This is a genomic window from Amycolatopsis camponoti (assembly GCF_902497555.1).
Classification (GTDB): domain Bacteria; phylum Actinomycetota; class Actinomycetes; order Mycobacteriales; family Pseudonocardiaceae; genus Amycolatopsis; species Amycolatopsis camponoti.
Genome location: NZ_CABVGP010000002.1, coordinates 167,858 through 187,820 on the forward strand (window position 1 = coordinate 167,858; position 19,963 = coordinate 187,820).

Below are 19,963 nucleotides of genomic sequence, written 5' to 3' on the forward strand. Positions count from 1 at the left end.
AGCGAGTTTGACTGCTATCGTCCCGGCATGCTGCCCCAGCGTCGTCACGAGCTGATCCTGCGGGCTCTCCGCGCGGAGGGGCCCGCGCCGGTCGGTGTGCTGGCCGAGCGGCTCGGCGTCAGCCAGGCCACCGTGCGCCGCGACCTGGTGCGGCTCGACCGCGAGGGCCGGTTGACTCGCGTCTACGGCGGCGCGATGGCGGCTGACGACGAGCCGTTCGCGCGCGTGGCCGCCGAACGGGCCGGGGAGAAGGACGCCGTCGCGCGGCGCGCGGCCGGCCTGGTCGCCGACGGCGACACCCTGCTCCTCGACATCGGCACCACCGCGCACCGGCTGGCGCGGCACCTGCGCGACCGCGCGCTGACCGTGATCACCAGCAGCCTCGCCGTCTACGACGAGCTGAAGGACGCCGACGACGTCCAGCTCGTCCTCCTCGGCGGCGTGGTGCGGCGCAGCTATCACTCGATGGTGGGATTCCTGACCGAGGACGCGCTGCGCCAGGTGCGCGCCGACACCGTCTTCCTCGGCACCAGCGGTGTCCGCTGCGACGGGCACGTCATGGACTCGACGGTCGTCGAGGTGCCGGTCAAGCGCGCGATGGTCGCCGCCGGCGACCGCGTGGTGCTGCTCGCCGACGCCGGCAAGTTCCCCGGCACCGGCCTGGCCCGGGTCTGCGGGCCGGACGCGCTCGACGTCGTCGTCACCACCACCGGGGCCGACGAGCCGACCTGTTCGGCGTTGCGCGAAGCGGGCGTCGAGGTGCTGCGATGAGGCTCGCGATCCTCGGTGGAGGCGGGTTCCGCGTGCCGCTCGTGCACGGCGCGCTGCTGGCCGGCGGCGGGGTCACCGAGCTGGTCCTGCACGACGTCGAGCCCGGGCGCCTGGCCGCGATCGAACGCGTGCTGGCGGAGCAGGCCGCCGGGGCGAAGACCGCGCCGCGGGTGCGGACCACCACCGATCTCGCCGCCGCACTGTCCGATGTGGACTTCGTCTTCTCCGCCATCCGGGTCGGCGGGCTGCGCGGCCGACGGCTCGACGAGCAGATCGCGCACGCGGAAGGCGTGCTGGGCCAGGAAACCGTCGGTGCGGGTGGGATCGCCTACGGGCTGCGGACGGTCCCCGTCGCCGTCGATCTCGCGCGAAAGATCAAGGAGCTGGCCCCGGAAGCGTGGGTCATCAACTTCACCAACCCCGCCGGGATGGTCACCGAGGCGATGGCCGCGCACCTCGGCGAGCGGGTGATCGGCATCTGCGACTCGCCGGTGGGCCTGTGCCGCCGCGTCGCGCGGGCCTTGAAGATCGACCCGGCGACGGCGTGGTTCGACTACGCCGGGCTCAACCACCTCGGCTGGCTGCGCGCGGTCCGCGTCGGTGGCGAGGACGTCCTGCCGCGGCTGCTCGCCGACGCCGGCGCGCTGGAGTCGTTCGAGGAGGGCAAGCTCTTCGGCGCGGACTGGCTGCGCGCTCTCGGCGCCCTGCCGAACGAGTACCTGCACTATTACTACTTCGCGCGTGAGGCCGTGAGCCCGCAGTCGCGCGGGGCCCAGTTGCTGGAGCAGCAACGTGGCTTCTACGCGGAACCTTCGCTGGCTTCATGGGAACGCACGCGCTTGGAGCGCGAAGCGACGTACATGGCCGAGACGCGCGAAGGTGAGCGTGACGATCTCGAAGGCGGCGGCTACGAAAAGGTCGCGTGCGCGTTGATGCGGGCCATCGCGTACGGCGAGCGCACGACGCTGATCCTCAACGTCCGCAACGGATCCGCGCTCCCGGGCGTGCCCGGGGACGCCGTCGTCGAAGTGCCGTGCGTCGTCGACGCGAACGGCGCCCGGCCGCTGGCGGCCGAGCCCTTGCCCGGCCACGCACTGGGCCTGGTGACGGCGGTCAAAGCCGTCGAGCGGGCGACGATCGAAGCGGCGACAACGGGTTCGCGCGAGGCGGCGTTGCGGGCGTTCGCGCTGCACCCGCTGGTCGACTCGGTCTCCGTCGCGCGGCGGCTGCTCGACGCCTACGCCGCCGCGCACCCGGAACTCGGTTACCTGGCCAGCTCGCGCAGCAGGGGCGCCAAGCGCTGAGCCAGGTCGGCGTCGACCAGCTCGATCTCGCCGACGAGCAGTTCCGTGACGGCGTGGAACGGCGTCTTGAGGTCGTCGAGCCCGCGGACGAGCGTCGCTTCGAAAGGCTTGGTGACGTCAGCGGGCAGCTGGTCGAGGCCGCGGCCTTCGACCGCCGGGACGTCGTGGCGCAGGCAGGCCAGGCCCAGGGCGTACTCCCGGACGCGGCCGATCATGTACTCGGCCTGCCAGCCGCGGCCGCGTTCGATGCTCGACCGCGCGTGCAGGGCGTGCAGCCAGGCCAGGTCGGCCAGCCGCCGCGCGTCCGGCGGTGACGACTGCGGGCGGTCCCGCGGCGTCCCGAACAGCAGCCGGAACTTCGGCGTCGTCGCGCCGAAGTCCGCCTCCGGCCAGAACGCCAGGTCGACCTGCAACGTGTCCGCCAGCAGGAACACGCGGAACACGGTCCGCTCGAACACGACGTCCAGGTGGTGCACCGCGCCGTGCTCGCGGTACATCCGCGCGGTGAAGTCCGCGAGCACCGGCTCGGTCTCGCCGGCGACGGCGAAGGCGAGGTCGATGTCCGACCACGTGTCTTCGGCGTCGAGGGCGGCGGAGCCGGTGAGCGCGGCGCCGGTGACGCGCTCGTCCGACCGGGCCGCCTCGACCAGCGCTTCGCGGAGCAGGTTCCGATCCCCCGGGGTGAACATGATCCCCAGGCTAGACGGCCGCCATCGCGGTGAACTCCGCTTCCGCGACGTCGCGCTCGACGTACAGCGACCACGCCTTTTCGGCGATGTCGTCCGGGTCGAGGGTGCCCATCGCGAAACCGTGGTCCCGCTTGGTCAGCTCCCGGTGGATGTCGCCGCGCTCGATGAGCCCGCCGATCGTCAGCGCTCCCGCGTAGACGCCGGTTTCGCGCAGGGCCGCGTTGAGGGTCAGGACGTACATGCGCAACGCCGCCGAGGCCGGCGCCAGGCTGCCGAGCATCGGCATCGGGTACTTGCCGCTCAGGCCGCCGGCGAAGAGCAGCGAACCCGAGCCGCGCTCCAGCATGCCCGGCAGCACCGCTTCGACGAGCCGGGCCGCGGGCGAAACGATCGCGTCGAACGCCGCGCGCACGGTGTCCGCGCCGGCCGACGGGAGGGGGACTGGACGGGGGCCGGCGATGTCCGCCGGGCCGAAGTACACCGTGTCGAGCTCGCCGGCCTCGGCGGTGATGCGCGCTAGAACCGCTTCCACTTGGGCGGGGTCGGTCACGTCGGCCGCGTAGGTGTGCGTGGTGCCGATCAGGGACTCGCGGTAGCTCGCGTGCCGGGTCTCGGTGCGCGAGACCAGCGCCGTCGTGAAGCCTTCACGGTCGAAGCGCCGGGCGATCGACAGACCGAGACCAGGGCCGACACCCAGGACGGCGATGACTTTCGGCAAGGGTCCTCCTCGAGAGAAGTTGAGACTGTTCTCAAGTTATTCATAAGATGAGGAGGTCGTCAACTTTCTCGCGGCGTGCGGCGAATGTCGTCATGGGTTGCGGCCACTGGCCTACCAGGCTGCTCCAAGCGTGTAGAACATGTTCCAGTTTCCCGAGTGGACCGACACCATGACCTTCGCCGTTCCGCGAGCGAGGAGTGCGCCATGGATGCCGACCTGACCCGCCGCCAGATCCTGCGCGGCACCGCGGCGGGCGTGGGCCTCGCCGCGACATCCGGGCTCTTCGCCGGACCGGCCGGCGCCGCGTCGCTGGTGGGGGAGTACGACGTCGTCGTGGTCGGCTCCGGCGCGGCCGGGATGACCGCGGCGCTGACGGCGGCCAAGCGGGGGCTGAGCGTCGTCGTGCTCGAGAAGGCGCCGACGTTCGGCGGGTCCGCGGCCCGGTCCGGGGCGGGCATCTGGATCCCGAACAACCCGGTGCTGCTCGCCGCCGGCGTGCCGGACACCCCGGCGAAGGCGGCGCAGTACCTCGCGGCCGTCGTCGGGCCGGACGTCCCGGCCGCGCGGCAGCAGGCGTTCCTGACCAACGGCCCGCAGATGATCGCGTTCGTCATGGCCAACAGCCCGCTGCGGTTCCGGTGGATGGAGGGCTACAGCGACTACTACCCGGAGCTGCCCGGCGGGCTGCCGAACGGCCGCTCGATCGAGCCGGACCAGTTCGACGGCAACCTGCTCGGTGCGGAATTGGCGAACCTGAACCCGGCGTACCTCGCGACGCCACCCGGGCTGGTCGTCTTCAGTGCCGACTACAAGTGGCTGAACCTGGCCGCGGTCAACGCGAAGGGCGCGGCGGTCGCCGCCACCTGCCTCGCCCGCGGCACGGCCGCCGCGCTGGCCGGGCAGAAGCCGTTGACGATGGGGCAGTCGCTCGCCGCGGGCCTGCGGGTGGGACTGCAGCAGGCGAACGTGCCGGTGCTGCTGAACACGCCGTTGCTCGACCTGAACGTCGAAAACGGCGCGGTGACGGGGGTTCTCACGCCCGGCGGGCTGGTGCGCGCGCGACGCGGTGTGATCGTCGGCTCCGGCGGGTTCGAACACAACGCCGCGATGCGCGCGCAGTACCAGCGGCAGCCGATCGGTACCGAGTGGACGGTCGGCGCCAAGGAGAACACCGGCGACGGCCACCGCGCCGGGCAGCGCGCCGGCGCCGCGCTCGACCTGATGGACGACGCGTGGTGGGGCCCGGCCATCCCGATCCCCGGCGACCCGTACTTCTGCCTGGCCGAGCGGACGCTGCCGGGCGGGCTGATCGTGAACCAGGCCGGCAAGCGGTTCGTCAACGAAGCCGCGCCCTACAGCGACGTCGTACACACGATGTACGACAAGAACCCGGCCGCGCCGGACATCCCCGCGTGGCTCGTCGTCGACCAGAACTACCGGAACAAGTACCTGTTCCGCGACACCCTGCCGCTGCTGCCGCTGCCGGACGCCTGGTACACCGCGGGCGCGGTCTTCAAGGCGTCGAGCATCCAGGCGCTCGGCTCGGCCATCGGCGTCCCGCCGGCCGCCTTGAAGTCCACTGTGGACCGCTTCAACGGCTTCGCGTGGTCCGGAGTGGACGGTGACTTCCGGCGCGGCGCCAGCGCGTACGACCACTACTACACGGATCCGCTGGTGCTGCCCAACTCCTGCCTCGCGCCGCTGTGGGCGCCGCCGTTCTACGCGTTCAAGATCGTCCCCGGCGACCTCGGCACGAAGGGCGGCATGCGCACGGACGCCCGGGCGCGCGTGCTCCGCCCGGACGGCTCGGTGATCCCGGGCCTGTACGCCGCCGGCAACGCGAGCGCGGCGGTGATGGGCCACAGCTACGCGGGCGCCGGCTCGACCATCGGCCCGGCGATGACGTTCGGGTTCATCGCCGGGAACGACGTCTAGAACTCCTTCTCGACCAGCGGAAGGACTTCGGTGCCGAGCAGTTCGATGGCCCGCATGACCTTCTTGTGCGGGACGCCGGACCAGTCCATCTGCAGCGCGTAGCGGTCGGCGCCGGTGAGCTTCCCGACGGTGATCAGCCGGTCGGCGATCTCCTGCGGGCTGCCGACGAACAGCGCCTGCGCGTCGTGGGTGTACTGGTCGTACTCGGCGCGGGTCGGAACGGCCCAGCCGCGGGCTTTCGCGCCGTACTTCATCGTCTCGAGCCAGTACGGGTAGAAGGTCTCCTTGGCGTCCTGCGAGTTCTCGGCGACGAAGCCGATGGCGCTCATGGTGACGTGGAGGTCCTTTTCCGCGTGCTCGCCCGCCTCGGCGGCCCGCCGGTAGAGGTCGACGAGCGGGGCGAAGCGCTCGGGGCGCCCGCCGATCACGGCGTACACGACCGGCAGGCCGAGCAGCCCGGCCCGGATCGACGACTCGGGGTTGCCGCCGGTGCCGACCGAGATGCGCAGGTGGTCGCCGTAGGGGCGGGGGAGGATCCGCGCGTTCTCGAGGGGCGGGCGGAACTTGCCGGACCAGGTCAGCGGGTCTTCGCGGTCGATGTGGAGGAGGAGGGCGAGCTTCTCTTCGAAGAGCTCGTCGTAGTCACCGAGGTCGTTGCCGAAGAGCGGGAACGACTCGGTGAACGACCCGCGGCCGGCGAGCAGCTCGGCCCGGCCGTGGCTGAGCTGGTCGAGGGTCGTGAACTGCTGGTAGAGGCGGACCGGGTCTTCGGTGCTCAGGACCGTGACCGCGGAGCTCAGGGTGATCCGGCTGGTGACGCTCGCCGCCGCGGCCAGGACGGTGCCCGGGTTGGAGATGGCGTACTGGTCGAGGTGGTGCTCGCCGAGGCCGTAGAAGCCGAGGCCCAGCTCGTCGGCGAGCTTGATGCGCTCGAGGGTGTTGGCCAGCGTCTGCGCGACGGACGGCTGGTCGCCGGTGCCCGGGTCCGGTGCGCGGTCGCCGAAGCTGTAGATGCCGAGTTTCATAGAGCGTTCAACTATCTGGAGGGTGGATTCGTTCCCGCCTCAGCCGAAGCGGGCCTGGATGGCATCGAGGTTCCTCTCCGACAGCTGCAGGGCGGCGGCGCGGAGGCTGAGCCCGTCGAGGGTGGCGCGCTCGAACATGGCCGTCACCAGGTCGCACATCCGGGTCCGCACCTTGCCGAATGCCTCGTCGGCGTCCGCGTTGACGTCGCCGAAGAGGGTCCACCACCACCAGGAGTTCGTCGCCGAGTTGGCCACGAAGTCGGGCAGCACCCGGATGCCGCGGGCGGCGAGTAGTTCCTCGGCGTCGGACGTCACCGGCATGTTCGCGGCCTCGACGATGAGCTTCGCGCCGATCTCGGCCTGGTTGTCGCTGTCGACGCAGTACGAGATCGCGGCCGGCACGAGGACCTCCGCCGGGACGTCGAGCCACGCTTCGGGCGGGAGGAGCTCGTCGCCCGGTTTGAGGTTGTCGCGGTCGATGCCGCCGAAGCGGTCGCGGTGGCGCAACAGGTTCTCGACGTCGAGGCCGTCCGGGTTGACGACGACCCCGCGCACGTCCGAGACGCCGACCACCTGGAGGCCGGCTTCGGCGAGGAACCGCGCGGTCGCGCCGCCCATCGAGCCGAACCCCTGGACGACCACCCGGTTCGGGCCGGTGAGGCCGAGCATCTCGAGGCCGGTGAGCGTCGCTTGGGCGACGCCGAGGCCGCCGACCAGCTCGTCGAGCCCCAGGCCGCCGACCTCGATGCGGAAGGCGTCCGCGAGCCGTTCGGTGGCCGCGTCGCGGTCTTCGAGCAGGGGGTACACCGCCTGGACCGAGCTGAGCAGGCCGATCTCCGCGATGACGCCGTCGATGACGTCCTGGCGCAGGCCGAGGTCCTCGCCCATGGTCCAGTAGCGCTCGATCAGCGGGCGCATCGCGTGCAGGTAGCGGGCGACCACGTCGCGGGCGCGCTCGTCGTAGGGGTCGAAGTCGATGCCGCCCTTGGCGCCGCCCAGCGGGATGTACCGGCCGTCGGGGTCGTAGTTGAGGCCCTCCTTGAGCGTCATGCCTCTGGCCAGGCCCCGGACCTCGAAGAGCGTGCACCCGCGGCGCATCCGCAAGCCGCCGCTGGCCACGCCGCGAACCAGCCTGTCGATCACCAGGTAGCCCCGGCACCCGGTGATCGGGTCGGTCCACGCCACTTCGAGCAACGCCGGCTCGGTCATCGTCCTCCCTCGCTCCTGGACGGCCGGTCAATACCAGCCGCATTCCCCGGTTCCGTCAACCGCCGTGCCGAGCTCGTGCGCCGTCGCCTGCTCGACCCACCGGGCGCAGTCGGCGGCGGTGACCGTGCCCTCGCGCGCGACGACCTGCACGGCGAGCCCGTCGAGCAGCGCGGTGAGCCGCCACGCCGTGCCGTGCGGGTCGGGGCAACGGAACTCGCCGGCGGCGACGCCCTCGGTGATGAGCGAGGCGACGGCGTCGCGCCACCGCAGGTCGAGCCGCTGGACGACCTCCCGCAGCTCGGCGTCGCGCATCGCGGCGGCACCGGCTTCGATCCACAGGTGCCAGCCGGCGACGGGCTTGGTCGGGCCGTAGAGGACGAGGACGGCGCGAAGCCGTTCGCTTGCCGTGCCGGGACGGGCCAGCTCCTCGCGCAGGACGGCGAGGTTGCGCTCGGCGGCCTGGCGGAAGGCCTCGATGATGAGGGCTTCGAGGGTGCCGAAGTGGTAGAAGATCAAGGCGGTGCTGATGTCCAGGGCCTTCGCGACATCGGCGGCGCGCACGCCGGCGATGCCGCGGGCCCGGACCTGGTCGAGCGCGGCGAGCACGATCTCTTCCCGCCGGACTGCCACCGCCTTGCGCGCCATGCGGCCACCGTACCCAGCGGCGCTCGCGGGGACAGGACCCGAACGTCGGGTCAGCAGCGAAGCTCGGTGACGAGCGCCCGCAGCCACGGCCCGGCGATCGCGGGCTCGGCCGAGATCGTCCGGACGAGCCTGTCCCGCACCTCCGCGGAGCGGCCGGCGTCGACGAGCGCGAATGCTTCGGCCAGCGCGCGGCGCGTCGCCTTGCCGTGGTCGGGAGTCCGGACGGTCTCGTCGGTCCACCGCTGCCGCGGGAAGGACGGGGTCAGCTTCGGCTGGTCGTTGCCGAAGTAGAACCAGACATCCCGAGCGAGCGACACGTTGCGCACCGCCGCGGCGGGCAGCTCGCGCGTCCAGGCGACGTCCTCCTGCCAGCGCCAGGCATCCGGGCGGATCGGCTGGCGGAGGGTGACGCCGAGGAACCGCAGCTTGCGCCGGATGACGTGCCAAGCTTCGCGGTCTTCGTCGATCCAATCGCGGAGCTGGACGTACAGCTCGGTGAAGGTGTCGCCTTCGTAGACGAGGTCGACGAAGACGGTCGGCCGCGTCCCGCGGGCGAGCGCGTAGGGGGTGATCCCGGCGGCGGCGAGGTTCTCGCGCAGCAGCTGGACATCCCGGCGCCCGAAACCGTTTCGTGGCTTGAGGGAGAGCGGCAGCTGCCGCACGCGATCCCGCCACGAAGTCTGTTCGAGGGCGCCGCCGAGGAGGTCGTGCATGCTGTCCAAGGAGCGGCCGACGAAGTGGAGTTCGCCGTCGCCGCAGCGGGCGAGGACCTTGGCGGTGCAGGTGGTGAGGTCGCCGAGGAACCAGAGGTGCGGCTGTGCGGTGTCGTCGAGCAGCGTCCCGACCTGGTCGGGACGCACCAGGTCCCACCGGAACGGTCGGTTCGTCATGGAGGCCAGGGTAGGTTCGGGATTCGTTGGGCGGCAACGGGTTTTCGGGGATGCCTTGGGGCGCCGGGGTTGGGGAGTCCGGTGTGGTCGGTGGGGGCGGGCGGCGGTTTTGGTGGGGGATGCCGCGGGTTGGTGGGCTGCTTGTGGTTGCGGGACTCGGGAAGTGGTGATGGGGACTGCTGCGGTGGTGGAGGTTTGGTGGATCGCCCGGCTGGATTCGGGGCCGGGACGCGGGTTGCGCGGTGGAGTGGAGTTGGTCGGGAGCCGGGAGCCGGGAGCCGGGAGCCGGGAGCCGGGAGCCGGGAGCCGGGAGCCAGGCGCGGGGCGCGGGGTGCGGGGCGCTGGGGCGGGGATCCGGGAGGTGAGCACTGGAAGCCGTGCGCGGGAGCTGGGAATTGAGTGCCGGGCGGGGCGCTGGGAGCCGGCGGCCGGGAGCCGGGAGGTGAGCGCTGGGAGCGGAAGCGGAGCTGGGAGTTGGGTGCCAGGCGCGGGGGAGCCGGAAGCCGGGCGGGGGAGCGGGGAGTTTCCGGGTGGAACTGGGCTGTAGTGGAGAACCGCCCCGCCGACATCGAGGTGGTGCGGGGCCGGCCGGTCGGACCGGCTGCTGCGACGCGGCGCACGAACGGACCGTCCGGCGCTCCGAAAATCTCGACGGCGTGGGTTGGTCGCCTGCCGTGAGATCGGCGAGCCGCTGGTGGCCGCGTCGAGAGACTCGTTGGAGAAAGGGCGAGCCACCGGTGGCCGCGTCGAGGAACTGGGTGGTGGGAGCGGCTCGGTGAGCGGAGGGCCGGGTGGGCCGCAGGTATGCGGCGGCTTCGCTGTGGTGGCAAGAGGTCCTGGGCGGGCGCGGGCGGCGCCGCCGGGGGAAATGGCCGTGCCGAGGGACCGCCCTTGCGGTTCCTCGGCCCGGCCTTCGGAACGGCCCTCAAGCCGTCCACTTCGGATCGCGGCCCAGGTAGCGCAGCAGCTCCGCTGCCGCGTCGTCGTCGGGGTGGGGGGTCAGGGCCGGGGCGTAGGCGAATCCTCGCAACGGCTCCGCCAGTTGCTTCGCCACCGGCAGCAGCGCTTCCGCCATCTCCGTGGTCAGCGGGGACTCCTGGCCCGTCGCGATCGCGATGTCCCACGCGTGCACCGCTGCGTCCAGGGCTGCCGCTCCCATCGCCACCGCCGCCGGGAGGGCGCCCTGCGGGAGGGGAGTCGGCACCGCTTCCGCGTCCGGGGACACCGTCGCGAACGCCGCTGCCGCCGCGGCCATCTTGGGCTCCAGGAACTCCGGCGCGTCGGCCAGCTCGCCCGACGGCGCGAACGGGTTGAAGTCCGGGCCCGGCTCTCCCGTGATCGAGGCCGCGTAACCCTGCTGGTCGCCGCCCGCGTGCTGGAGGACCTGCGTCACGTTCCACTCCACGCACGGCGTCGGGAGGGACCAGTCCGTTACCCCCGCCGTCGCCGAACGCAATGCCTGGTGCGCCGAAGCCAGCAGCGGCCACGACGACGGAAGCGACGGCGAAACCGGCGATGAGACCGGCGAAGACAGATCCGCGAAGAACGCTCGGATGTCCGCCACCAGGACCTCCGGGGCCTCGTGCGCCGAGTAGTGGCCGGCCGCGTCGCGGGGGCCGCCGCTGCCCGACCGGGTGTCGTACGCGTTCCAGCTGACGATGTTCGCGTGGTCGCGCTCGGCGAAGCGGCGGATCGACTGGAAGTCGCCCGCGAACATCGCCAGGCCCGTCGGCACCGTCGTCGGGCCCTCCGGGTGGGCCGTCGTGTGCGCGTCCTCGTAGTAGAAGCGGATCGACGAGCCGCCCGTGCCGGTCAGCCAGTACAGCGCCACGTTCGCGATGACGAAGTCCGCGTCGAGGTGCTCGCCGAACAGCTGCGCGTTCCACGCCAGCAGCGCCAGCGGGGAGTCGGCCAGCGCGAACGCGAGGGTGTGCGGCTGCTGGCTGTGCAGCGTGTTGAAGGAGAACATGTTCTCGTAGAACCACTGCAGGTGCGCGAGCGCGGCCTGGTCGGCCTCGCTCAGGTCCGCCATCTCCGCCGGATCGCCGGACGGGAACGAGAACAGCTGCGTGACGTGCACGCCGACGACCTTCTCCGGCGCGAGCCTGCCGATCTCCGGCGAGATCATCGAACCCGCGTCGTTGCCCGCCGCGCCGTACGACTCGTAGCCCAGCCGGCTCATCAGCTCCGCCCACGCCGCCGCCGTGCGGTGCGTGCCCCAGCCCGCCGACCGCGTCGGGCCCGAGAACCCGAAGCCCGGCAGCGACGGGATCACCAGGTGGAACGCCGGCGCGTCGGCCGACTCCGGCTCGGTCAGCGGGCCGATGACGTCGAGGTACTCGACGATCGAGCCCGGCCAGCCGTGCGTCAGCACCAGCGGCGTCGCGTCCGCGCGGGACGACCGGACGTGCAGGAAGTGGATCGTCTCGCCGTCGATCTCCGTGACGAACTGCGGGTGCGCGTTGAGCCGCGCCTCGAACGCCCGCCAGTCGAACTTCGCCAGCCAGTGCTCGGCCAGCGCCCGGACCCGCTCGTTCGTGACGCCGTACTCGGCGGGCAGGTCGTCCGGCCACAGCGCCCGCTGGAGACGAACCGCCAGGTCGTCCAGGGCGGACTGCGGGATCTCGGCGCGGAAGGGGCGAAGGGCGGGGACCGTCATGGCTGGCTCCTGGGACTCGAAGACTGGAACGGAATGCTTTGTTCCGAACTGTACCAGAGCGGAATGATCCGTTCCAGTGGTAATCTCGATCCATGCCCGAGACCGCACTGCCCGGCCGCGCCGGCCAGGCCGCTCGCAACAACGTCGTCATCCTCGACGCCGCCCGCCACGTCTTCCTCGCGGACCCCAAGGCGCCGATCTCGCAGGTCGCCGAACGCGCCGGCGTCGGCATCAGCGCCCTCTATCGGCGTTACGCCAGCAAGGAGGTCCTGCTCTCCCGGCTCTGCCACGAGGGCCTCCGCACCTACATCGCCGAGGCCGAGGCCGCCGACGAGGAGCCGGACGGCTGGACGGCGCTCACCGGCTTCCTCGGCCGGGTGGTCGACGCCGACGTCCACTCGCTGACCGTCCACCTCGCGGGCACGTTCACCCCGACCGAGGAGATGGGCGCCGACGCGCGCCGGGCGAACGAGCTGTCAGCGGCCCTCTTCGCGCGGGCGCGGGCGACCGGGCGGCTCCGCGAAGACGCCGTCACCGAAGACATCGGCATGATCCTGGAGTGCTGCGCGGCGATCCGCGTGGACGACGCGGAACGCACCACCGAGCTGCGCCGCCGATACCTGGCGATGCTCGTCGAGGGCCTCGAAGCGGGAAAAGACCGTGCCCTGCCGGGTCCGCCGCCGCGCCCGGGTGAGATGAACGGCCGCTGGCGTCCGTCCTGACGGACCCTCCGCGGCGCGTCCGGATGGCGGTAACGAATGTCGGGATTGCGACGACTGAACAGCGTCGGATGTCCACGAATACCACGCAGCATCAGTCAGAGCGGCATTCCCCGGACCGGAACAGCGAGACCACGACTATGCAAAGAACCTGGCGACGGATCACGATCCTGTCCTCGGTGGCCGCACTGGCCACGGCGTTCGTCGCGATGGCGCCCGCCGCGCAGGCGGAAACGCCCACGAGTGCTGTCGAAGTCAGCACCACCACCGTGGTGCCGGGACAGACCTTCACGCTCACGCAAACCATTCACAACGACCGCGATTTCACGGTGACTTTCGCGAAGGGCGCCATTTACGGCACCCCGACCCCGATCGTCGACGTCGTCGACGTCGTGTCCTGCACCAACACGACGGCGGTCGGCTGCTTCCAGGCCGGCGGCAGCTACCGCGCCGCGTTCGGCGACCTCGAGGCGGGCGGCACGAAGACCACGGTGTGGACCTTGCGCGTCAAGGACACCGCCACGCCGGGCCAGTTCACGCTGCAGCACCAGTTCGTCGGCGACAACTACTCCTTCGACACCTACGACGGCCCGGTCATGACGGTCGCCAACCCGGCGACCAACGCCGACGTCAAGGTCGCGCTCGCCGCGACCGGCCACGGCGGCCTCAGCGCGCGCATCGACTACACGCTGACCGTGACGAACAACGGCCCGTCCGCCGCGACCGGGATCCGCGTCGTGGCAACGTATGCGTCGGGCCTGTCGTTCGCCAGTGCCACCGGCTGCACCCGCGTCGGCACCACCCGGGCGCTGAACTGTGACGTCGCTTCGCTGGCATCCGGTGCTTCGGCGACGGCGAAGTTCTCGGTCAACGGCGGCCTGCTGGCGCTCGGCTCGTACACCACGACGGCGGTGCGCACGGCCAGTTCGCCGACCGATCCCACCAGCGCCAACGACAGCGCGTCGAAGACGTGCTCGGCGCTCACCGGGCTCATCGTGACCTGCTGAGGGCTCGCGAGAGGTGAACCGGGCTCGTGTCCTCCGCCAGGGACGCGGGCCCGGTTCGCGTTTTCAGCCCGTGGCCGAGGCGTACAGCTTCGCGATGTCGTCGTCGAAGTACGCGCTGTAGGAGACGTCCGGGGTGTCGCCGCCGAGCTCGTAGCCGCCGATGACCCCGATGACCACGCCGTCGGTCACCCACGGGCCGCCGCTGGTGCCGTCCGGGAACCCGGGGCACGCGACGCGCAGCTGGTAGGTGTCGGACCGCGTGGTGGCGCCGGTGCACACCACGGGGGAATCGGTGGTGTCGGGGTAGCCCGTCAGGGTGATCATGTGGTCGAATCCGCGGCCGGTTCCGAGCACATTCGCACCGGTGAGGCTTTCCAGTGAAGCCGTGTTGCCGGGTTGCTGAACGGTCAGGAACGCGAAATCCAGATCCGGGTCAGCCGACGACGTCCAGCCGTCCGCGACGGCGACTCCGGTGACCGTCCACATTCCCAGCGGGGCGACGCCGTCGTGATAAGCCGGGGCGAACGACATTCCGTCCCGGACGCAGTGCGCGGCCGTCAGCACCAGATCGCCGGCCTCGGAATGCACGACGCTCGCCGTGCAGAAATGACTCCCGTTCGCGAACAACGCGCCGACCGGGGAAAGGGTTTTCGCCGGAGCCGGGGAAGCAGCGGAAGCCTGAGTGGGCGGAGAAGTGACCGGGGCGCCCGCGGCGTAGGCGTCGTCGGCGGTCGTGCCCGTGCCGGCGACCAGGCCGGCGCCGAGCAGCACCAGCACCGCCGCCGCGCCCGCGAACGCAGGCCTCAGGAAGTTGATCGCCACCACTCCAGATCACCACACCGCGGCCGTGTCGGCAGCGCAACGAGGCGGATGCACAGCGACTTCACAGCGGTCGCGACGTCGTTAGCCTGGGGCCATGTCGAGTTCGGTCAGGTCGCCTGACGGCACGGTCATCGGGTTCGAGACGCTGGGTGCGGGCCCGCCGATGGTCCTCGTCCACGGCACCGGCGCGGACCACACGCGCTGGTCGGCGGTCCGCGAGCGGCTCGCCGAGCGCTTCCGCCTCCACCTCGTCGACCGCCGCGGGCGAGGGCTGAGCCGCGACGAAGCGAGCGCGTACGACATCCGGCGCGAGGGCGAGGACATCGCCGCCGTCGCCGAGGCCGCCGGGGGCGGCGTCTACCTCCTCGCGCACTCCTACGGTGCCTTGTGCGCGCTGGAAGCCGTCGGGCGGACCGACGCCGTCACGCGGCTCGTGGCCTACGAGCCGCCCCGGCCGAAACCGGGGGAGCACGTGATCGGGCCGGATGCGCGTGAACGCATGCGAGCAGCCGGAACGCCCGAAGAGGTGCTCGTGATCTTCCTGCGGGAGGCGCTCCGGCTGGGCCCGGCGGACGTCGAGGCGATGCGCCGCACGCCGGTCTGGCCGGCCCGGGTGGCCGCCGCGCACACGATCCTCCGGGAGCTGGAGGTCGTCGAGCGGGCCGAGTTCGGCGCGAGCCTGGGTGAGATCGCCATCCCGGTCCGGCTGTTCGCCGGCACGGAGAGCCCGGAGTACCTGCGGCTCGCCGCCGACGCCGTGGCGGCGCGCGTGCCCGGCGCCGACGTCGTGCCGCTGCGGGGCCAGGCTCACCAGGCGATGGACTTCGACCCGGATCAGTTCGTCCGGGCGGTTTTCGACTTCGGCGAGGCGTGAGACCGGGGCCCGGCTGCCTAGGTGAGGTTCTTGGGCAGCAGGGTCGTCGTCGCGTCGGGGGCGGCGACCGCCTTGGGGCGCTTGTCGCGGAACAGCCAGCCGCCGACGATGCCGCCGACGAACCCGAACATGTGGCCCTGCCAGCTGACGCCCTCTTCGGTCGGCAGCAGGGACACGAACTGGTAGGCGAAGCACAGGGCCATCACCAGCCCGATCACGATGTCGATCGGGTGCCGGTCGAACAGGCCGCGCACGATGATGTAGCCGAAGTAGCCGAAGACCAGGCCGCTGGCGCCGACGGTGACCGCCGACGTCGGCGAGATGAACCAGATGCCGAGACCACTGGCGACGATGATCAGCACGCTCACGCCGAGCCACTTCTTCACGCCGCGGTAGGCGGCGAGGAACCCGAACACGAACAGCGGGCCCGAGTTGGCTTCGATGTGGTCCCAGCCGTAGTGCAGGAACGGCGCGGTGAAGATCTCCGGCAGCGACGCCGGGTCGCGCGTCACGATGCCGAACTCCCGGCTCAGGTCGTAGTCGGTCGGGGCGTTGACGAGCTGGATCACCCACATCACGGCCAGCAGGCCGACCATCACCCAGAGGGCCTTCTTGGCCTCGGCGATCATCATCTCGGCTTCGCTGCGGGCCGGGCCCTCGCTGGTCGTGCTCATGGTCTCCCCCTGCTCGATGTGCGCCGAGGATATCCGGACGACGGGTGCGGACGCGGCGTTCCGGACCGAGCCGTGACCTGGCCGGGTGGCCGATCACGACGGCACACCGGCCGGAGGTGGTCTTCCGCGGCCGGTGTGACGCCCGGCGGCCGCGCGCTGGTCATGGCGATCGTCAACCCCACGCCCGACTCCTTCCGGGAGGCCGTCGAGGCGTCCTGAGTCGTTCATGTCGCCGGGACCATGGCGTACAAAGGACGAAGAGGTGATGCCGGATGACGCCCTCCGTGGTGCGGCACGCGAAGCGGCGCCGATGGGCGGTCGTCGCCGCCGTGGCCGCGGTGCTCGTGTCCGTGCCGTCGGTCGTCGCCGCGCTCGCCCCGGCCGGCGCGAGCGTCGACCCGGCCCGGCTGCGCGATCTCGTGTTGGGCTCCGCCGGAAAGCCGTACCAGGGGTACGCCGAAAGCGCCGGGTCGCTCGCCCTGCCGGAGCTGCCGAACCTCGCTCCCGTCACCGCGCTCTTCTCGATGCGGACGCCGATGCGCGCCTGGTACGCCGGGCCCGACCGCTACCGCGTGGACATCCTCGGCATCGCCGGTGAGCACGACGTCTACCGGCTGCCCGACGGCGAGTACACGTGGGACTACGGCGACAACACGCTGACCGAGCTGATCGGTGAGCCGGCCGTCCGGCTCCCGCGGGCCGGGGACCTGCTGCCGCCCGAGCTCGCCCGGCGGATCCTCCGGGCCGCGAAGGGCGACCCGGTGAGCGCGCTGCCGGGCCGCAGCGTCGCCGGCGTCGCCGCGTCCGGGCTGCGGCTCGTGCCCGCCGATCCGGACACGACGATCGGGCGCGTCGACGTCTGGGCGGACCCGGCGACCGGCGTGGCCGTGCGCGTCGAGGTCACCGCCCGCGGGCAGGAGGCACCGATCCTGGTCACCGAGTTCCAGCAGCTCGAGCAGACGACGCCGGTCGTCGAAGCCCCGCGGCCCGTGCTCGGCTCGGGGTTCACCGTCGCGAGCGCCCCGGACGTCTCGAACGCGCTCGGCGCGCTGGGCCAGGTGCCGCTGCCGGCGACGCTCGCCGGCCGCCCGGTCGTGTCGTCGAAGTTCGGCGGCGTGGAGGGCGCCGCGCTCTACGGCACCGGGCTGGCGGCGTTCGCGGTCATCGCCGTGCCGCGGGCCGTCGGGAACGCGGCGAGCGACGCCGCCGGGAAGGCCGGCGGGGTGCTGACCAAGCTGGCGGCGGGCAGCGTGGTGCAGCTGTCGATCACGCCGTTGTCGCTCGCGATCGTCCGCGCCTCCTCCTTCCGCCGCTCCTACCTGCTGGCCGGCACGGTGACACCGGACGTGCTCAAGGCCGTCGCGGAAGAGCTGTCCACGCTGCGCCGGGGTTTCCGATGATCGTGACGCGCGCGCTGACCAAGCGGTACGGCACCACCCTGGCGGTCGACGCTGTCGACCTGCTGGTCCGCGAAGGCGACCGTTACGGCTTCCTCGGCCCGAACGGCTCGGGCAAGACCACCCTCGTCCGGATGCTGCTCGGCCTGGTCTACGCCACCAGCGGGGAGATCGAGGTGCTCGGCAAGCCCGTCCCGAAGCGCGTCGCCGAGGTGCTGCCGGAGGTCGGCGCGCTCGTCGAGGGCCCGGCCGCGTACCCGCACCTGTCCGGGCGGCGCAACCTCTCCCTGCTCGACGCCGCCGGGCGCGGTGGCGGGCGGCGGACGCGGCGGCGGAGGATCGACGACGCGCTGGAGCAGGTCGGGCTCGGCGCGGTGGACCAGCGGCCGGTGAAGGCGTACTCGCTCGGCATGCGCCAACGTCTCGGGCTCGCCGGCGCGCTGCTGCGCAAGCCCCGGCTGCTGATCCTCGACGAGCCGACCAACGGCCTCGACCCGCAGGGCATCAAGGAGATCCGGGAGCTGCTCGTCGAGCTGAACGCGGGCGGCACCACCGTGTTCCTGTCCAGCCACCTGCTGGCCGAGGTCGAACAGCTCTGCACGCGCGTCGGCGTCGTCGACCGCGGCCGGCTCGTGCTGGAAGACGACTTGTCGACGCTGCGGGCGGCGACCGGGCGGATCCTCGTCGGCACGCCGGACCCCGCCGCGGCGGTCGCGGTCCTCGACGGCCAGCTCGAGTCCCGCGACGGCGACCGCCTGGTCATCCGGCACGGCGACCCGGCCGCGCTGAACGCGATGCTCGTCGGAGCGGGGGTGCGCGTGACGTCGATCCACGCCGAGCAGCGGACGCTCGAACAGGTCGTCCTCGACGTGACGGGTCCGGGCTCGGACCGCTTCGGGACCGCCGGATGATCGCCGTCGAACTGCGGAAGCTCGCCCTGCGGCCGCGGGTGTGGGTCAGCGTGGCGCTGCTGTGCCTGCTGCCCGCGATCGTCGGGGTCTTCCTGGCGACGGCCGACTTCGCGCCGCCACCGGGGCAGGGCGGGGCGTTCCTGTCGGCGGTCGTGAGCGACGGCGCGCTGTTCCCGGCGGCCGCGCTCGCGCTCGTCCTGCCGTTGTTCCTGCCGATCGCGGTCGCCGTCACCGCGGGCGACTCGATCGCGGGCGAGGCGTCCACCGGCACCCTGCGGTACCTGCTGGTGCGGCCGGTCGGCCGGACGCGGCTGCTCGGCGCCAAGATGGTGGCGCTCGCGGTGTACGTGACCGCGGCGATCGTGATCGTCGTGCTGACGTCGCTCGTGCTCGGGGTGATCCTGTTCGGCACCGGCGGGACGCCGGGCGTCGCCGGGCCGGGCGGGCAGCCGACCGGGGTGACGTCGTTGTCGGGGCAGTCGCTCAGCTCGTCCGGGCTGGGCCTGCGGCTGCTGGGCGCGGTCTCGTACATCGTGGTGTCGATGCTGGGGTTCGCCTCGATCACGATGTTCCTGTCGACGGTGACCGACTCGGCGCTGGGTGCCGCGCTGGGCGGGCTCGCGGTGCTGATCACCAGCTCGGTGCTGGAGACGCTGGACGCGGCCGCGTCCGTGAAGCCCTACCTGCCGACGCACTACTGGCTGTCGTGGATCGACTTCTTCCGGGATCCCGTGCTGTGGCGCAACATCGACCACGGGCTGCTGCTGCAGGCGGGCTACATCGTCGTGTTCTTCGGGGCCGCGTGGGCGAACTTCGCGACCAAGGACGTCACGAGCTGAGGCACTCCGCCGGTGCTTCGAGCGGGTTCGTGCCGAGGGCCTGGAGGACGAGCTCGGTGACGGCGGGGTCGGTCGGGAGGTCGCCGTGGCCGGCCTGGTTGCCGGGGCAGACCTGCTGGAGGGCGACGTTGACGGCGCCGTCGAGGCGGGCGGACTCGGGCGGGGTGACCGTCTCGTCGCGTTCGGTCCACACCGAGAGCCACGGCAGCGTCGCCGGGATGGGTTCCTTCGCCAGCTCCCGCAGCAGCGTGCTGCCGGGGGCCAGCTGCACGCACGCGGTGGGGCAGCCGCCCGGGACGAGCGCGCCGCCGGCCGCGGCGAGCCCGGTGCCGTGCATCGGCGCGCCGAGCGTGATCACCCGGCGCGCCTGGTGGTCACCGCCGTCGCGGCTGACCCACAGCCGGGCCACGACACCGCCGGCCGAGTAGCCGATGACGTCGACCGAAGGTGCTCCGCGCGCGTAGGCGTTCTCGACCGCTTCGGCCAGGACGCCGGCCTGTTCGACCAGGTCACCGGTGCCGTCGCCGGCCAGGGTGAGGACCTCGGTGCTGCGGCCGGTGGCCTGCCGGATGCGGGCGGCCAGCTCGTTGAGGGCGCCTTGACCGCCGCCGTAGCCGGGGACGAGCAGGACGGGCCCGGGCTTGTCCTGGTCGGGCGTCCCGGCCCGCGGCGCGGCGCTGGTCCCGGTGGTGGCGAGGACGGCCGCGACGAGCACGGCCACCACGACGACGGCGACGCCGCCCATGAGCAACCGCCGCCGCGGGCTGATGCCGCGCCACCAAGCCGTGATCCGCACGCACCCATCATGACCCGGCCGGGCTGAAGAGGACGTGCGGTCGCGAAGAGCCTGTCACCCGTTCGGCTCTGAACCGGAC

The 19,963-nt window shown here is 72.2% G+C and carries 20 protein-coding genes; 10 read left to right on the plus strand and 10 right to left on the minus strand.

The genetic code is table 11. From position 1 onward, the window contains the following. Nucleotides 1-27 precede the first annotated feature (27 nt). Nucleotides 28-771, plus strand: coding sequence for a DeoR/GlpR family DNA-binding transcription regulator (locus AA23TX_RS21575; RefSeq protein ID WP_155544686.1), 744 nt, complete (start codon nt 28-30; stop codon nt 769-771). After that, the gene (locus AA23TX_RS21580) at nt 768-2,075 is read left to right on the plus strand and encodes a 6-phospho-beta-glucosidase (RefSeq protein ID WP_155544687.1); all 1,308 of its coding nucleotides are present in this window, start codon (nt 768-770) and stop codon (nt 2,073-2,075) included. The genes AA23TX_RS21575 and AA23TX_RS21580 overlap by 4 nt, the downstream gene beginning before the upstream one ends. Here AA23TX_RS21580 and AA23TX_RS21585 read toward each other — a convergent pair. Both AA23TX_RS21585 and AA23TX_RS21590 read right to left on the minus strand, forming a co-directional pair. Further along, nucleotides 2,036-2,764, minus strand: a complete 729-nt coding sequence (locus tag AA23TX_RS21585) for a nucleotidyltransferase domain-containing protein (RefSeq protein WP_155544688.1) — start codon at nt 2,762-2,764, stop codon at nt 2,036-2,038. The two genes, AA23TX_RS21580 and AA23TX_RS21585, sit on opposite strands and share 40 nt — an antisense overlap. Nucleotides 2,765-2,774: 10 nt before the next feature. After that, nucleotides 2,775-3,482 carry an SDR family oxidoreductase gene (locus AA23TX_RS21590; protein WP_155544689.1) on the minus strand — a complete coding sequence of 236 codons (708 nt, stop codon included), beginning with the start codon at nt 3,480-3,482 and terminating at the stop codon, nt 2,775-2,777. A gap of 204 nt (nt 3,483-3,686) precedes the next feature. Between AA23TX_RS21590 and kstD the strand changes: the two genes are divergently transcribed. Then, nucleotides 3,687-5,417, plus strand: coding sequence for a 3-oxosteroid 1-dehydrogenase (kstD, locus tag AA23TX_RS21595; RefSeq protein WP_155544690.1), 1,731 nt, complete (start codon nt 3,687-3,689; stop codon nt 5,415-5,417). Here kstD and AA23TX_RS21600 read toward each other — a convergent pair. From AA23TX_RS21600 to AA23TX_RS21625, 5 genes are all read right to left on the minus strand, one after another. Next, nucleotides 5,414-6,442: an LLM class flavin-dependent oxidoreductase gene (locus tag AA23TX_RS21600; protein ID WP_155544691.1), complete on the minus strand. Its 1,029-nt coding sequence runs from the start codon at nt 6,440-6,442 to the stop codon at nt 5,414-5,416. The two genes, kstD and AA23TX_RS21600, sit on opposite strands and share 4 nt — an antisense overlap. Nucleotides 6,443-6,481: 39 nt before the next feature. Then, entirely contained in the window at nt 6,482-7,651 is a 1,170-nt protein-coding gene (locus AA23TX_RS21605; RefSeq protein ID WP_155544692.1) for a Glu/Leu/Phe/Val dehydrogenase dimerization domain-containing protein, read from the minus strand. A 27-nt stretch (nt 7,652-7,678) separates the two neighbouring features. Further along, a complete protein-coding gene (locus tag AA23TX_RS21610) occupies nt 7,679-8,296 on the minus strand; it encodes a TetR/AcrR family transcriptional regulator (protein WP_155544693.1) in 618 nt (205 codons plus the stop codon). Nucleotides 8,297-8,346: 50 nt separating this feature from the next. Continuing rightward, entirely contained in the window at nt 8,347-9,186 is an 840-nt protein-coding gene (locus AA23TX_RS21615) for a hypothetical protein (protein ID WP_230862650.1), read from the minus strand. Nucleotides 9,187-10,111: 925 nt separating this feature from the next. Beyond that, nucleotides 10,112-11,845: a TIGR03086 family metal-binding protein gene (locus tag AA23TX_RS21625; RefSeq protein WP_155544694.1), complete on the minus strand. Its 1,734-nt coding sequence runs from the start codon at nt 11,843-11,845 to the stop codon at nt 10,112-10,114. A gap of 92 nt (nt 11,846-11,937) precedes the next feature. Between AA23TX_RS21625 and AA23TX_RS21630 the strand changes: the two genes are divergently transcribed. Continuing rightward, entirely contained in the window at nt 11,938-12,567 is a 630-nt protein-coding gene (locus tag AA23TX_RS21630) for a TetR/AcrR family transcriptional regulator (protein ID WP_155544695.1), read from the plus strand. A gap of 176 nt (nt 12,568-12,743) precedes the next feature. Beyond that, the gene (locus AA23TX_RS21635) at nt 12,744-13,571 is read left to right on the plus strand and encodes a DUF11 domain-containing protein (protein WP_155544696.1); all 828 of its coding nucleotides are present in this window, start codon (nt 12,744-12,746) and stop codon (nt 13,569-13,571) included. A gap of 63 nt (nt 13,572-13,634) precedes the next feature. Here AA23TX_RS21635 and AA23TX_RS21640 read toward each other — a convergent pair whose 3' ends face one another. Continuing rightward, the gene (locus AA23TX_RS21640) at nt 13,635-14,396 is read right to left on the minus strand and encodes a trypsin-like serine peptidase (RefSeq protein WP_439328771.1); all 762 of its coding nucleotides are present in this window, start codon (nt 14,394-14,396) and stop codon (nt 13,635-13,637) included. Nucleotides 14,397-14,487: 91 nt separating this feature from the next. Here AA23TX_RS21640 and AA23TX_RS21645 point away from each other — a divergent pair, with 91 nt between their 5' ends. After that, a complete protein-coding gene (locus AA23TX_RS21645) occupies nt 14,488-15,267 on the plus strand; it encodes an alpha/beta fold hydrolase (protein WP_155544698.1) in 780 nt (259 codons plus the stop codon). A gap of 17 nt (nt 15,268-15,284) precedes the next feature. Here the strand turns inward: AA23TX_RS21645 and AA23TX_RS21650 are convergent, their stop codons facing one another. Continuing rightward, entirely contained in the window at nt 15,285-15,941 is a 657-nt protein-coding gene (locus tag AA23TX_RS21650) for a rhomboid family intramembrane serine protease (RefSeq protein WP_155544699.1), read from the minus strand. A 72-nt stretch (nt 15,942-16,013) separates the two neighbouring features. Between AA23TX_RS21650 and AA23TX_RS21655 the strand changes: the two genes are divergently transcribed. From AA23TX_RS21655 to AA23TX_RS21670, 4 genes are read left to right on the plus strand one after another with little or no spacing between them, the layout of a single operon-like run. Next, complete coding sequence (locus AA23TX_RS21655) at nt 16,014-16,160, plus strand: hypothetical protein (protein WP_196425473.1); 147 nt, start codon at nt 16,014-16,016, stop codon at nt 16,158-16,160. 53 nt (nt 16,161-16,213) lie between these two features. Then, entirely contained in the window at nt 16,214-17,341 is a 1,128-nt protein-coding gene (locus AA23TX_RS21660; RefSeq protein ID WP_155544700.1) for a hypothetical protein, read from the plus strand. Then, nucleotides 17,338-18,249 (plus strand): ABC transporter ATP-binding protein, encoded by a 912-nt coding sequence (locus AA23TX_RS21665; protein ID WP_155544701.1) that lies wholly within the window; start codon nt 17,338-17,340, stop codon nt 18,247-18,249. Before AA23TX_RS21660 ends, AA23TX_RS21665 begins: the two co-directional genes overlap by 4 nt. After that, nucleotides 18,246-19,088 (plus strand): ABC transporter permease, encoded by an 843-nt coding sequence (locus AA23TX_RS21670; RefSeq protein ID WP_155544702.1) that lies wholly within the window; start codon nt 18,246-18,248, stop codon nt 19,086-19,088. The genes AA23TX_RS21665 and AA23TX_RS21670 overlap by 4 nt, the downstream gene beginning before the upstream one ends. Here AA23TX_RS21670 and AA23TX_RS21675 read toward each other — a convergent pair. Further along, nucleotides 19,078-19,884 (minus strand): esterase/lipase family protein, encoded by an 807-nt coding sequence (locus tag AA23TX_RS21675; protein WP_230862651.1) that lies wholly within the window; start codon nt 19,882-19,884, stop codon nt 19,078-19,080. The genes AA23TX_RS21670 and AA23TX_RS21675 overlap by 11 nt on opposite strands. Between the last annotated feature and the right edge of the window lie 79 nt (nt 19,885-19,963).

Bases quoted from the DNA above. Each gene is read 5' to 3' on its own strand.
- AA23TX_RS21610 (WP_155544693.1), bottom strand. From the start codon at position 8,296: ATGGCGCGCAAGGCGGTGGCAGTCCGGCGGGAAGAGATCGTGCTCGCC.
- AA23TX_RS21650 (WP_155544699.1), bottom strand. From the start codon at position 15,941: ATGAGCACGACCAGCGAGGGCCCGGCCCGCAGCGAAGCCGAGATGATG.
- AA23TX_RS21670 (WP_155544702.1), top strand. From the start codon at position 18,246: ATGATCGCCGTCGAACTGCGGAAGCTCGCCCTGCGGCCGCGGGTGTGG.
- AA23TX_RS21630 (WP_155544695.1), top strand. From the start codon at position 11,938: ATGCCCGAGACCGCACTGCCCGGCCGCGCCGGCCAGGCCGCTCGCAAC.
- AA23TX_RS21625 (WP_155544694.1), bottom strand. From the start codon at position 11,845: ATGACGGTCCCCGCCCTTCGCCCCTTCCGCGCCGAGATCCCGCAGTCC.
- AA23TX_RS21580 (WP_155544687.1), top strand. From the start codon at position 768: ATGAGGCTCGCGATCCTCGGTGGAGGCGGGTTCCGCGTGCCGCTCGTG.
- AA23TX_RS21605 (WP_155544692.1), bottom strand. From the start codon at position 7,651: ATGACCGAGCCGGCGTTGCTCGAAGTGGCGTGGACCGACCCGATCACC.
- AA23TX_RS21665 (WP_155544701.1), top strand. From the start codon at position 17,338: ATGATCGTGACGCGCGCGCTGACCAAGCGGTACGGCACCACCCTGGCG.
- AA23TX_RS21660 (WP_155544700.1), top strand. From the start codon at position 16,214: ATGACGCCCTCCGTGGTGCGGCACGCGAAGCGGCGCCGATGGGCGGTC.
- AA23TX_RS21585 (WP_155544688.1), bottom strand. From the start codon at position 2,764: ATGTTCACCCCGGGGGATCGGAACCTGCTCCGCGAAGCGCTGGTCGAG.
- AA23TX_RS21645 (WP_155544698.1), top strand. From the start codon at position 14,488: ATGTCGAGTTCGGTCAGGTCGCCTGACGGCACGGTCATCGGGTTCGAG.
- AA23TX_RS21575 (WP_155544686.1), top strand. From the start codon at position 28: ATGCTGCCCCAGCGTCGTCACGAGCTGATCCTGCGGGCTCTCCGCGCG.
- AA23TX_RS21600 (WP_155544691.1), bottom strand. From the start codon at position 6,442: ATGAAACTCGGCATCTACAGCTTCGGCGACCGCGCACCGGACCCGGGC.
- kstD (WP_155544690.1), top strand. From the start codon at position 3,687: ATGGATGCCGACCTGACCCGCCGCCAGATCCTGCGCGGCACCGCGGCG.
- AA23TX_RS21615 (WP_230862650.1), bottom strand. From the start codon at position 9,186: ATGACGAACCGACCGTTCCGGTGGGACCTGGTGCGTCCCGACCAGGTC.